Here is a 12,415-nt window from a genome sequence, read left to right on the forward strand (position 1 = left end):
ACAAATATTGTTTTTTCACTGAATTTTAATCCCCCTTGATCCCCCTTTTTCTAAGGGGGAAAGTCCCTCTTTCATAAAGAGGGATTTAGGGAGATTCAATGGTGAAGTTTAGTCACCATTTTTCAGTTCAATGTTGATACCTAAAGAACGGATCTCTTTGGTCAATACGTTAAACGATTCAGGCATACCCGGATCCATATAATGGTTACCATCTACGATGTTCTTATAGATGCGAGTACGACCTTCAACGTCATCCGACTTCACAGTAAGCATTTCTTGAAGTGTATAAGCAGCACCATAAGCTTCTAGTGCCCAGACTTCCATCTCACCGAAACGCTGACCACCGAATTGTGCTTTACCACCAAGCGGTTGTTGAGTTACAAGTGAATAAGAACCAGTAGAACGTGCATGCATCTTGTCATCAACCAAATGGTTCAACTTGAGCATGTACATATAACCAACAGTTACTGGGCGGTCAAAACGCTCACCTGTACGTCCGTCATACAATACTGTTTGACCTGTACGTGAGATACCACCAAGCTCAAGTAACTCTTTGATCTGACTTTCTTCTGCACCATCAAATACTGGCGTAGCTAAAGGAACACCTTTACGCAAGTTACCTGATAACACCAAGATTTCTTCATCAGTTAAGCTATCAAGATCTTCTTGCTCGCCACCAACTTTGTTATAAATCTTGTCTAAGAAATCACGAAGCTCAAGAACGGTACGTTGCTCTTTCATCATCTTGTCGATCTTATCGCCAAGACCTTTTGCAGCCATACCTAAGTGAGTTTCAAGAATCTGACCCACGTTCATACGTGATGGTACACCCAATGGGTTAAGTACGACATCAACTGGAACACCATGGATGTCATGCGGCATGTCTTCAACAGGCAAGATGTTTGATACAACACCTTTGTTACCGTGACGACCCGCCATCTTATCACCAGGCTGGATACGACGTTTTACAGCTAAGTAAACTTTAACAACTTTCAAGACACCTGTTGTAAGCTCATCACCTGTAGAAAGTTTGCGTTTTTTCTCAGCAAATTTCTCATCAATCTCGTAGCTCTTCTCTTTCAAGAACACTTGAATTTGAGTTAAGCGTTCAGCGATGCCTTCATCTGTTGGTTGAACTTCTAAAAGATCAACAAGCTCTAAACCAGACAATACATCTTCAGATAGCTTATCACCGCGCTTGGTCATACCGCCGCCATTCGACTCTTGGCCTTTTAACAAACGGATAATACGTTCACGAGCAGCTTCTTCGAAGATTTTGAATTCTTCTTTCAAGTCTTTACGGTAAGCATCAAGCTGCGCTTTCTCAATCGCTTGAGCACGTTCATCTTTCTCGATACCGTCACGTGTAAACACTTGAACGTCGATGACTGTACCTTTAACGCTTGAAGAAACACGTAAAGATGAATCTTTAACGTCTGCCGCTTTCTCACCAAAGATTGCACGAAGTAATTTTTCTTCAGGGGTTAATTGTGTTTCACCTTTAGGTGTCACTTTACCAACAAGAATATCACCCGCTGCAACTTCAGCACCGATATAAACAATACCTGATTCATCAAGTTTAGATAACGCTGCTTCACCTACGTTAGGAATATCGGCAGTGATTTCTTCCGCACCTAACTTCGTATCACGCGCAACACATGATAATTCTTGAATATGAATTGACGTTAAACGATCTTCTTGAAGCACACGTTCAGATAATAAAATCGAGTCTTCGTAGTTATAACCGTTCCAAGTCATGAACGCGACACGCATGTTCTGACCCAATGCTAATTCACCACCATCAGTTGATGGACCATCAGCAAGAACGTCACCACGGCCGACTTTATCGCCCATGCTCACAAGCACTTTTTGGTTAATACATGTGTTTTGGTTTGAACGCGTGTATTTGATCAAGTTGTAGATATCTACACCTGCTTCACCCGCGATCATTTCATCTTCGTTGACACGAATAACCACACGTGATGCATCTACAAACTCAATGCGTCCGCCACGTTTCGCGATCACACATACACCAGAGTCGTGCGCTACGTTTGCTTCCATGCCGGTACCCACAAGTGGTTTATCAGCAAGCAATGTAGGAACAGCCTGACGTTGCATGTTTGAACCCATCAATGCACGGTTGGCATCATCGTGTTCAAGGAATGGAATAAGTGATGCAGCGACAGATACAACCTGTTGAGCAGATACATCCATATGCGTCACTTTTTCAGGTGGCATACGAACGAAGTCACCTTGGTGACGTACTGAAACGAAGTCTTCTGTTAAATGTCCATCTTTATCCAATGCAGAATCGGCCTGTGCAATAACAGTACCTACTTCTTCAATTGCAGATAAATATTCAACATCATCTGTTACACGACCATCAACAACGCGACGGTATGGTGTTTCCAAGAAACCGAAGTTGTTCGCTTTTGCATAAACAGAAAGCGAGTTGATCAAACCAATGTTTGGTCCTTCAGGAGTTTCAATTGGACATACACGACCATAGTGAGTTTGATGTACGTCACGTACTTCAAAGCCCGCACGTTCACGTGTCAAACCACCAGGCCCAAGCGCAGATACACGACGTTTGTGTGTAATTTCTGACAACGGGTTGTTTTGATCCATAAACTGTGACAATTGGCTTGAACCAAAGAATTCTTTGATTGCAGCAGCAACTGGTTTCGCATTGATCAAATCTTGTGGAGACAAGTTATCTGTTTCAGCTTGGTTTAAACGCTCTTTAACAGCACGTTCAACACGAACTAAACCAACACGGAATTGGTTTTCTGTCATTTCACCAACAGAACGTACGCGACGGTTACCCAAGTGATCGATATCGTCGACTTCACCTTTACCGTTACGAATTTCTACCAGTGTTTTCAGTACATCAATGATGTCATCGTTAGAAAGAATACCTTCTACTTCACGAGACTTCTGATCTGTACCTACTTCGTAAGGACGACCCAAACGACGGTTAAACTTCATACGACCCACAGGCGATAAATCATAGCGCTCTGTAGAGAAGAATAAGTTATTGAATAAGTTTTCAGCTGCTTCTTTCGTTGGTGGCTCACCTGGACGCATCACTTTGTAGATTTCTACAAGTGCTTCTTCACGACCAGATGTTGTATCTGCACGTAAAGTGTCAGCAACAAAAGAACCACGATCGATGTCATTGGTGAACAGGATATTAAATTGTTTAATACCACCTTCAGCAATTCTGACCAAAATCTCATGACTTAATACAGTGTTAGCAGTAATTACTTCACCGTCTTTAAGTACGATATCTTCAGCAGTAATACGCTCATACAAATATTCATCTGGAACTGGAAGTTTAGTTAAACCAGCAGCTTCCATTTGACGTACATGGCGAGCATTAATACGTTTACCTTGTTCAACAATGGCTTTACCATCATTGTCCACGATATCAAATTGAGCCATTTCACCACGAAGACGTTCAGGCACAAGGTCAATCTGATAGCTACCCATATCAAGATATACAGGTACTTTTTCGTAGAACATATTCAGAATTTGTTCATTGCTATAGCTCAATGCACGTAACACAACAGTCGCAAGCAATTTACGACGACGGTCAATACGTACAAAGACTAAATCTTTAGCATCAAACTCAAAATCTAACCATGAACCACGATAAGGAATAATACGTGCTGAATAAAGCACTTTACCGCTTGAATGCGTTTTACCTTTATCATGGTCAAAGAATACGCCTGGTGAACGGTGTAATTGAGATACGATTACACGCTCAGTACCATTGATGACAAAGGTACCATTCTCAGTCATGAGTGGCATTTCACCCATGTACACTTCTTGTTCACGTACGTCTTTAATAGATTTCGTTTCACGATCTTTGATGATCAAACGAATTTTAACGCGCATTGGTGCCGCAAAGGTTGAGCCACGAAGAATACATTCGCGAACATCAAACTCTGGTTTACCAAGACTATACTCAACGAATTCTAAAGCAGCATTGCCCGAATAACTTTCAATAGGAAAAACTGAACGAAATGCAGCTTGGAGACCGATATCTTCGCGATTTTTTGGTGTTTTGCCGTCTTGCAAGAATGTTCTGTACGAGTCGACTTGAATCGAGAGCAGGTACGGAGCATGCATGACTTGGGGCAATTTACCAAAATTCTTACGGATCCGTTTCTTTTCGGTATATGAGTATGCCATCTGGAGTCCTCGGAAAGTAAACTAAGTCCGCCTGCAGAACGAACTTAGAAGGAATTACGCAGGTCGATATGACCACCACTTTTATACAAATGCTGCAAATTTCAGTGGTACAAAACGCTTAGCAATATTTTTAAAATGGAAAAATATTGGTAAGCGTTTGATTGTGTTTATTTATTTTTAAAATTGATGGTTTTTCTACCAATCAATCTAAAATCGAGCCGATTATTGTAACGCAAAAAGGCTGATGACCCAAGAGCCATCAGCCAATTTTTGGGGTCAAATTAAAATTCGACCCCTAGCGAAATTACTTAACAGTAACTGTAGCACCAGTTTCTTCAAGTTTTTTCTTAAGTTCTTCAGCTTCTTCTTTAGAAACGCCTTCTTTAAGATTTGAAGGAGCGCCTTCTACTAAGTCTTTAGCTTCTTTCAAGCCAAGACCAGTAACTTCACGTACTGCTTTAATTACAGCAACTTTGTTAGCACCGAAAGAAGTCAATTCAACATTGAATTCTGATTGCTCTTCAGCAACAGCAGCAGCAGGACCTGCAGCTACAGCTACAGCAGCAGCTGATACGTTGAATTTCTCTTCGAAAGCAGAGATAAGTTCAACAAGTTCAAGAACAGTTTTTTCAGCAACTGCGTTTAAGATTTCTTCGTTAGTTAAAGCCATGAGAATAACTCCAAATGGATATTGAATGGTGTGTGAAATTTATTAAGCTTATGCAGCTTCTGACTCGTTTTTCTCTTTGAGCGCTGTAATAAGGCGACCCAATTTCGAAATAGGAGCTTGAAGAACATTGGCAAGCATAGTAAGTGCTTTTTCTTGGTTCGGAAGATTCGCGATAACGCTAACGTCAGCACCTTGATAAAGTTTGCCGTCAAATGCAGCAGCTTTAAGTTCAAATGCTTTGTTAGTTTTAGCAAATTCTTCAAACAAGCGAGCAGCTGCGCCCATGTCATCTTCAGAAGTTGAAAAAGCTAGAATAGTTGGACCAACAAGGTTTTCGTCTAAGATATCAAATTGAGTACCTTCGAAAGCACGTTTAGCCAAAGTGTTACGCACGATACGTGTCTTAACACCTAACTTACGAGCTTCAACACGAAGTGTAGTCAATTGTTCAACTGTTAAACCTTGGTAGTCAGCAACAACAGCAGCAAACGCGGTAGAAGCAACTTCATTTACTTCCGCAACGATCTGTTTTTTGTCTTCGATAAGAAGAGCCATTGTAAAACCTCCTAACGGTGATTTATGCAATCCACGGACTGCACTCCCAATTCGTAAATCAATCTCTTGACTTACACGCGGAGGAGGAATCAATCACACCACCGCGTCTACTCAGACTGGTATTTTAAGAAGCGAATCCGAAGACTCCCCTCGCCTGAGGTCTTTGACGCTGATAAATTTACATCTATCAATTCAAAGTCCGCCTGATGATCAACAAAGCAATGCTTTATCAATCCACAAGAAGAAAAGCTCAACCTCAATAGAAGTCATCACTCTTTCTTGCGTAAAATTTGAAGTAACACTTCAAATTTTACTCAGGACTTTAAAATTCTTTTATCGCAATATAATTATTGAAAAATAATTATTTAGAAACGTTTTGTACATCAACAACAAGACCAGGACCCATAGTTGAGCTCAAAGTGATCTTTTGGATGTAGATACCTTTAGAAGTCGCAGGTTTTGCTTTCTTAAGGTCAGCGATAAGCGCTTCAACGTTTGAACGAACAGCTTCAGCAGTGAAACCTACTTGACCGATCGCAGCGTGGATGATACCCGCTTTGTCTACACGGTAACGTGCTTGACCAGCTTTTGCATTTTTAACTGCAGTTGCTACGTCAGGAGTTACAGTACCCACTTTAGGATTTGGCATTAAGCCACGTGGACCAAGGATCGTACCTAACTTACCAACAACACGCATTGCATCTGGAGCAGCAATCACAACGTCGAAGTCTAAGTTACCCGCTTGAATGCTTTCAGCAAGATCATCAAAACCAACGATGTCCGCGCCTTCAGCTTTAGCAGCTTCAGCAGCAGCGCCTTGAGCAAACACAGCAACACGTACAGTTTTACCAGTACCTGCAGGAAGTGTAGTCGCGCCACGAACAACTTGGTCAGATTTACGAGGATCAACACCTAGGTTTACCGCAACATCCAAAGATTCTTTGAATTTTGCAGCAGGTAGGCTGCTAAGAACTTGTACTGCTTCTTCCAAAGTGTAAACTTTGTTTGCTTCAATAGCTGCAGCAATGGCTTTTTGACGTTTAGTTAACTTTGCCATGTCTTATAGCTCCACTTCCAAGCCCATAGAACGCGCAGAACCAGCAATGGTACGTACACGTGCGTCTAAATCAGCACCAGTTAAATCTGGTTCTTTAGTAGTCGCAATTTCTTCTAACTGAGCGCGAGTCAACTTACCAACTTTAGTTTTGTTTGGTACAGCAGAACCCTTTTGGATACCAGCAGCTTTCTTAAGAAGAATCGCAGCAGGTGGAGTTTTCATGATGAATGTGAACGACTTATCGTTGTACACAGTGATCACTACAGGAATTGGAAGACCTTGTTCAACTTTTTGTGTAGCAGCATTGAATTCTTTACAGAATGCCATGATGTTAACACCACGTTGACCTAGTGCAGGACCAATCGGTGGAGATGGATTCGCTTTACCAGCTGGAACTTGCAGCTTGATATAGCCGTCAATCTTCTTAGCCATTTCAAATTACCTCTGGGTACAAACGCCTTTTAGAGCTCCCCAACATTTCAAGTAACGATACCGTTACAACAACAATGCCCGATCCATAACAAATCGGGCGCTTTCAAACAGTGCAAATTAAATTGTTTTTTCGACTTGGCGAAATTCCAATTCAACTTGAGTTGGTCGATTAAATACATTAATCGTCAACGTTAAACGTGATTTTTCGTACTGAACTTCTTCCACCACACCTTTAAAGTCTGTGAATGGACCGTCAGTAACAAGTAATTCTTCACCCGGCTCAAACATCGTCTTAGGACGAGGTGCTTCACCTTTATTGTGTACACGTGCAAGAATCGCATCAGCTTCTTTTTGCGTAATTGGTGCTGGCTTTTCAGCTGTACCACCGATGAAACCTAATACTTTTGGACATTCTTTAACAATGTGCCAAGTTTCATCATTCATTTCCATTTCGACTAACACATAGCCAGGAAAGAATTTACGCTCTGATTTACGCTTCTTACCATCCTTCATCTCTACCACTTCTTCGGTAGGAACAAGGACTTCACCAAAACTATCAGCAACAGCGCTACGCTGGATTCGATCATTAAGTGAACGCATCACTTGTTTTTCATAACCTGAATAGGCATGAATAATGTACCAACGTTTCATAGCTCTCTTACCCGATAATAAACTTCATAAACCAACCGATGATATAGTCAAAACACCACAAAATAATTGCGGCAACTACAACAACGAGGAGAACTTGCCATGAAGTGGTTACTGTTTCATGTTTCGTAGGCCATGTAACTCGACGCAATTCGATACGAGAGTCTTTAAGCAAACGAACAAAGCCTTTGCCTTGATGGGTGGCGTATAATAAACCTAAAGCTACGATGATACAAGCTAAAATTACCCCAATACGCACCCAGACACTATTTGCAGGTGCCCAATACGCTGGAAGATATTGATTTGTCATCAACGCACCGCCAAATAAAGCCAATGCTATGATCCACAAAATAAAATCAAATGGAGAACTTGTCTTCACCATTTCAGCAGAATTGTTGCTTTGAGGAATTGCCGCGCCGCCCATTGCGTCACGTGATTTATCATTCGACATTTTTGTACTCGTCGTAGGTTTCGCGACTTATTATATGACCAGTTTAGCCGACATCAAGTTTTTTATTTAAAAAATGGCAGGTCAGGAGGGACTCGAACCCCCAACATTCGGTTTTGGAGACCGACGCTCTACCAATTGAACTACTGACCTATAAACAAACCGAGAGCCTAAACTCTCGGTTAGAACAAACATATTAGCGGTTATGCAGTTACTTTAGCAACTACACCAGCACCAACTGTACGACCACCTTCACGGATCGCAAAACGTAGACCTGGGTCCATTGCGATTGGGTGAATTAGTTCTACTGACATTTCAACGTTGTCACCTGGCATAACCATTTCAACGCCGTCTTGTAATTGGATTGCGCCAGTTACGTCAGTTGTACGGAAGTAGAACTGTGGACGGTAACCGTTAAGGAACGGAGTATGACGACCACCTTCTTCTTTAGAAAGTACATATACTTCTGCGTCGAATTTAGTGTGTGGCTTGATTGTACCTGGTTTAGCAAGTACTTGACCACGTTGTACGTCTTCACGCTTAGTACCACGTAAAAGAACACCACAGTTCTCGCCCGCACGACCTTCGTCAAGAAGTTTACGGAACATTTCTACGCCAGTTACAGTTGTTTTAACTGTATCTTTGATACCAACGATTTCAACTTCTTCGCCGACTTTAACGATACCAGATTCTACACGACCTGTTACCACTGTACCACGACCAGAAATAGAGAATACATCTTCGATTGGCATCAAGAATGCTTTATCGATAGCACGTTCTGGTTCTGGGATATAAGAATCAAGCGCTTCAACAAGTGAAAGTACAGCTGATTCGCCATATTGACCAGCATCACCATTAAGTGCAGCAAGCGCTGAACCACGGATGATAGGCGTGTCATCACCTGGGAAGTCATAAGTAGAAAGAAGTTCACGAACTTCCATTTCTACTAATTCAAGTAATTCTTCATCATCAACAAGGTCACACTTGTTAAGGAATACAAGAATATAAGGTACACCTACTTGGCGAGAAAGAAGGATGTGTTCACGAGTTTGTGGCATTGGACCATCAGTCGCAGCACATACAAGGATCGCACCGTCCATCTGAGCAGCACCAGTGATCATGTTTTTAACATAATCGGCGTGACCTGGGCAGTCTACGTGAGCGTAGTGACGAATTGGAGAATCGTATTCTACGTGTGAAGTATTAATTGTAATACCACGTGCTTTTTCTTCTGGTGCAGAATCGATTGCTGCGTAGTCTTTAGCTTCACCGCCGTAAGTTTTTGCACAAATTGTTGCAATTGCAGCAGTTAAAGTTGTTTTACCATGGTCGACGTGACCAATTGTACCCACGTTTACGTGTGGCTTATTACGTTCAAACTTAGCCTTAGCCATTTGCTCTTCCTCGTTTATGTCGAACACGAGTTAAACAACTCAGCATCGACAATCGTCTAAAAAACTAGACACCTAATACTTGAAAAGCAGACTAATAAGCCTGCTTTTGAGAAACTGGTGTAGAATAATCTACCAAATTGTATCTGGAGCTCTTATCGAGATTTGAACTCGAGACCTCTCCCTTACCAAGGGAGTGCTCTACCACTGAGCTATAAGAGCATCATCTTCGATGGAGCGGGAGACGAGGGTCGAACTCGCGACATGTAGCTTGGAAGGCTACCGCTCTACCAACTGAGCTACTCCCGCTTAATGTTGGTAATTACCACTTATCGAAGTAATGGTGGTGAGAGAAGGATTCGAACCTTCGAAACTTTCGTGGCAGAGTTACAGTCTGCTCCCTTTGACCGCTCGGGAATCTCACCTTTACACTTACTTTCAGTGTTGTTCTTCAATATTATAACACAAAACCTTAAGATGGTGCCGGCACACGGATTCGAACTGTGGACCTACTGATTACAAGTCAGTTGCTCTACCAACTGAGCTATGCCGGCGTTTCTTAGTGTTTCGTACGTTTCGTATCGGAACGGTGTGCAGTTTAGCAAAACTCAGAATCCTTGCAAGTGTTTTTTGCAAAAAAAACCTCAAAAACTCATAAAATCAATCCGTTTGACGATAATTCAACCGCTTTGATCACTGCGCGAGCTTTTATTTGGGTTTCATTCCACTCTGATTCAGGATTTGAGTCGACAACCAACCCTGCACCAGCCTGTACATAGACCTTATTTTCACGAATAACACAGGTTCTGATCGCAATCGACATGTCCATTTCGCCATGCCAGCCCAAATAACCCACTGCGCCGCCAAAAATTCCACGTTTTACCGGCTCAACTTCGTCAATAATTTCCATTGCACGAATCTTTGGGGCACCTGAAAGCGTGCCTGCTGGAAAAGTTGCCTTAAAAACATCCAAAGCATCGACATCATCCAACACTTCACCTTGTACATTGGAAACAATATGCATGACATGTGAATAACGTTCGATCACCATTTGATCAGTCACTTGCACTTTACCGATTTTCGAGACACGCCCCACATCATTACGGCCTAAATCAATCAGCATTAAATGTTCCGCAATCTCTTTTTCATCAGAAAGCAAATCTTTTTCAAGCGCCAAATCTTCTTCTTTGGTTTTTCCTCGTGGGCGTGTACCAGCAAGCGGACGTACAGTCGCGATTCCATTTTCGAGTCGAGAAAGAATTTCCGGTGAAGAACCTACGATATGGAACGGCTTTTGATCTAAAAGGGTCTGGCCTTGCACCAAAAATAAATACGGTGATGGATTGAGATGTCTTAATGCGCGATAAACCTGTAAAGGCTCACCATCAAAATCCGACACCATACGATGCCCAGGAACAACCTGCATCACATCACCAGCACGGATATATTCTTTAACTTTCTCAATTGACTCAAGGAATTTGTCATGCCCAGTCAGTGACTCAAAATGCGGAGCGGTATGTTTTTTGGCAACCAAGCTGATTGGCATAGCCAATAATGCCTCAATCTCATCCAGCTGTTGCTGAGCCTTGGTATAAGCCTCTGTATCATTAACATCTGCATGTACGATTAAAAACAAAGTATCTTTTAAGTTATCAAATACAATGACGGTTTTAGACAACATCATCCATAAATCTGGCAGTCCAACGGGATCCGCCTCAGGCACATTCTTTAACCGTGGCTCAATATAACGTACTGCGTCATAACCAAAGTAACCCACCAAGCCGCCAGTAAAATTAGGCAGCGCGGGTAAATCTTGCTGGGTGGGTACTTTAAACTGCGCTTGAAAATCACGGATATATTGAAAGGGATCTGCACATGGCTGGGTATCTATCGAGCCATCTACCGATTTGATCGTGAGCTGTCCTGCATTACAGGAAAATACGATTGATTCACCCAGTCCAATAATTGAATATCTTGCCCAGTTTTCACCACCTTCGACAGATTCAAAAAGATAAGCTTGTTGATGCTGTTTTAACCGTGCAAATACAGACAATGGCGTATCTGTATCGGCTAAGCGTTGGCGATATACAGGGATAAGGTTATAACCCGCTGATTTTAGTTGTTCAAATTGCGCTAAGGTTGTCATCAGGAATTCTCTCTATTTTCGATAATACTAAGTATGGATGTCTCTGCATTTCACTTAGTGACGCCATCGAAAAGTGCGTTTGCTATTCATTCCTCTTCCCTTTTTTCGCAACAATTTAAATATACCGGTGTTAAGCCAAAAGCTCTGTTAAATCATCCACCACTTGTTGTGGCTGACAGAGTTGAATATCTTCACCGTGATTATAACCATAGCTGACCACAATACAATCAACATCTGCACGGCGTGCAGCCTCGACATCATTACTTGAATCGCCAATCATCAAAGTTTTGTCCGTTGATGACTGATAAGTTTCAACACAATACAACAATGGTTTTGGATGTGGTTTACGCACTTCAAAACGATCACCACCTATTACATCGACAAAATAGTGATCCATTTGCAATTCTTCTAGAATTTTTCGTGCGGGCTGTTCTGGTTTATTGGTCACACAAATCAATTTCTTATTGTTTTCAATTCCCCATTCTAAAAACTCTAAAATTCCAGAGAATGGTTTGGTATCAACACAAGGCTCTGCATTGTAAATTTCCAAGAATGTATCCAAAAGCTGTTGATGCAGTACTGGATCCACTTCACCTTTTAAATACTTCAATGTACTTTCACAAAATAATGAGGTGCCTTTACCAATCCAAACCCGAACCTGTTGTTCAGTGACTTGGGGTAAGTTCAAACGCGCTAGACTTAAATTCATGGCACGATATAAATCAAATGCTGAATCAACCAAGGTCCCATCCAAATCAAATAAAATCAGTTCACGTTGGTCTAGCTTTGCCACATTCATGATTTACACCTAAATCGAGTTTTAATTTTTAAAAACGAAAATACAAAAAAACAAAGGCATGCGATTGCATGC

General features: G+C 41.7%; 10 protein-coding genes and 5 tRNA genes. All 15 read right to left on the reverse strand.

Going from position 1 to position 12,415, the window contains the following annotated elements:
* Nucleotides 1-108: 108 nt before the first annotated feature.
* The 15 genes from rpoB to L3V46_RS20465 all read right to left on the reverse strand — a co-directional run bounded on the left by rpoB (nucleotide 109) and on the right by L3V46_RS20465 (nucleotide 12,343).
* A complete protein-coding gene (gene rpoB / locus L3V46_RS20395; RefSeq protein WP_239046625.1) occupies nucleotides 109-4,197 on the reverse strand; it encodes a DNA-directed RNA polymerase subunit beta in 4,089 nt (1,362 codons plus the stop codon).
* Nucleotides 4,198-4,501: 304 nt separating this feature from the next.
* On the reverse strand, nucleotides 4,502-4,867 hold the full coding sequence (gene rplL, locus L3V46_RS20400; RefSeq protein ID WP_004718477.1) for a 50S ribosomal protein L7/L12: 366 nt from the start codon (nucleotides 4,865-4,867) through the stop codon (nucleotides 4,502-4,504).
* Nucleotides 4,868-4,915: 48 nt separating this feature from the next.
* The gene (rplJ, locus tag L3V46_RS20405) at nucleotides 4,916-5,422 is read right to left on the reverse strand and encodes a 50S ribosomal protein L10 (protein WP_004718479.1); all 507 of its coding nucleotides are present in this window, start codon (nucleotides 5,420-5,422) and stop codon (nucleotides 4,916-4,918) included.
* Nucleotides 5,423-5,783: 361 nt separating this feature from the next.
* A complete protein-coding gene (rplA, locus tag L3V46_RS20410; protein ID WP_004718482.1) occupies nucleotides 5,784-6,479 on the reverse strand; it encodes a 50S ribosomal protein L1 in 696 nt (231 codons plus the stop codon).
* Nucleotides 6,480-6,482: 3 nt separating this feature from the next.
* On the reverse strand, nucleotides 6,483-6,911 hold the full coding sequence (gene rplK / locus L3V46_RS20415; RefSeq protein WP_004718484.1) for a 50S ribosomal protein L11: 429 nt from the start codon (nucleotides 6,909-6,911) through the stop codon (nucleotides 6,483-6,485).
* Nucleotides 6,912-7,028: 117 nt separating this feature from the next.
* Nucleotides 7,029-7,562 carry a transcription termination/antitermination protein NusG gene (nusG, locus tag L3V46_RS20420; protein ID WP_004718486.1) on the reverse strand — a complete coding sequence of 178 codons (534 nt, stop codon included), beginning with the start codon at nucleotides 7,560-7,562 and terminating at the stop codon, nucleotides 7,029-7,031.
* Nucleotides 7,563-7,569: 7 nt separating this feature from the next.
* On the reverse strand, nucleotides 7,570-8,010 hold the full coding sequence (gene secE, locus L3V46_RS20425) for a preprotein translocase subunit SecE (RefSeq protein ID WP_004718489.1): 441 nt from the start codon (nucleotides 8,008-8,010) through the stop codon (nucleotides 7,570-7,572).
* 74 nt (nucleotides 8,011-8,084) lie between these two features.
* A tRNA-Trp gene (locus L3V46_RS20430) sits at nucleotides 8,085-8,160 on the reverse strand.
* 50 nt (nucleotides 8,161-8,210) lie between these two features.
* Entirely contained in the window at nucleotides 8,211-9,401 is a 1,191-nt protein-coding gene (gene tuf / locus L3V46_RS20435) for an elongation factor Tu (protein WP_004723653.1), read from the reverse strand.
* Between the two features lie 144 nt (nucleotides 9,402-9,545).
* Nucleotides 9,546-9,620 (reverse strand) — tRNA-Thr (locus L3V46_RS20440).
* Nucleotides 9,621-9,631: 11 nt separating this feature from the next.
* Nucleotides 9,632-9,707 (reverse strand) — tRNA-Gly (locus L3V46_RS20445).
* 32 nt (nucleotides 9,708-9,739) lie between these two features.
* Nucleotides 9,740-9,823, reverse strand: a tRNA-Tyr gene (locus tag L3V46_RS20450).
* A gap of 53 nt (nucleotides 9,824-9,876) precedes the next feature.
* Nucleotides 9,877-9,952 (reverse strand) — tRNA-Thr (locus tag L3V46_RS20455).
* Nucleotides 9,953-10,050: 98 nt separating this feature from the next.
* Entirely contained in the window at nucleotides 10,051-11,544 is a 1,494-nt protein-coding gene (gene trpE / locus L3V46_RS20460) for an anthranilate synthase component I (RefSeq protein WP_239046626.1), read from the reverse strand.
* Nucleotides 11,545-11,674: 130 nt separating this feature from the next.
* Complete coding sequence (locus L3V46_RS20465; RefSeq protein WP_239046627.1) at nucleotides 11,675-12,343, reverse strand: HAD-IA family hydrolase; 669 nt, start codon at nucleotides 12,341-12,343, stop codon at nucleotides 11,675-11,677.
* Nucleotides 12,344-12,415: the final 72 nt, after the last annotated feature.

The organism is Acinetobacter sp. AG3, from assembly GCF_022343575.1.
GTDB lineage: Bacteria > Pseudomonadota > Gammaproteobacteria > Pseudomonadales > Moraxellaceae > Acinetobacter > Acinetobacter guillouiae.

What these genes read in the sequence shown, in the direction of transcription:
- rpoB (WP_239046625.1), bottom strand. Translation starts at nt 4,197, where the DNA reads ATGGCATACTCATATACCGAAAAGAAACGGATCCGTAAGAATTTTGGT.
- rplL (WP_004718477.1), bottom strand. Translation starts at nt 4,867, where the DNA reads ATGGCTTTAACTAACGAAGAAATCTTAAACGCAGTTGCTGAAAAAACT.
- rplJ (WP_004718479.1), bottom strand. Translation starts at nt 5,422, where the DNA reads ATGGCTCTTCTTATCGAAGACAAAAAACAGATCGTTGCGGAAGTAAAT.
- rplA (WP_004718482.1), bottom strand. Translation starts at nt 6,479, where the DNA reads ATGGCAAAGTTAACTAAACGTCAAAAAGCCATTGCTGCAGCTATTGAA.
- rplK (WP_004718484.1), bottom strand. Translation starts at nt 6,911, where the DNA reads ATGGCTAAGAAGATTGACGGCTATATCAAGCTGCAAGTTCCAGCTGGT.
- nusG (WP_004718486.1), bottom strand. Translation starts at nt 7,562, where the DNA reads ATGAAACGTTGGTACATTATTCATGCCTATTCAGGTTATGAAAAACAA.
- secE (WP_004718489.1), bottom strand. Translation starts at nt 8,010, where the DNA reads ATGTCGAATGATAAATCACGTGACGCAATGGGCGGCGCGGCAATTCCT.
- tuf (WP_004723653.1), bottom strand. Translation starts at nt 9,401, where the DNA reads ATGGCTAAGGCTAAGTTTGAACGTAATAAGCCACACGTAAACGTGGGT.
- trpE (WP_239046626.1), bottom strand. Translation starts at nt 11,544, where the DNA reads ATGACAACCTTAGCGCAATTTGAACAACTAAAATCAGCGGGTTATAAC.
- L3V46_RS20465 (WP_239046627.1), bottom strand. Translation starts at nt 12,343, where the DNA reads ATGAATGTGGCAAAGCTAGACCAACGTGAACTGATTTTATTTGATTTG.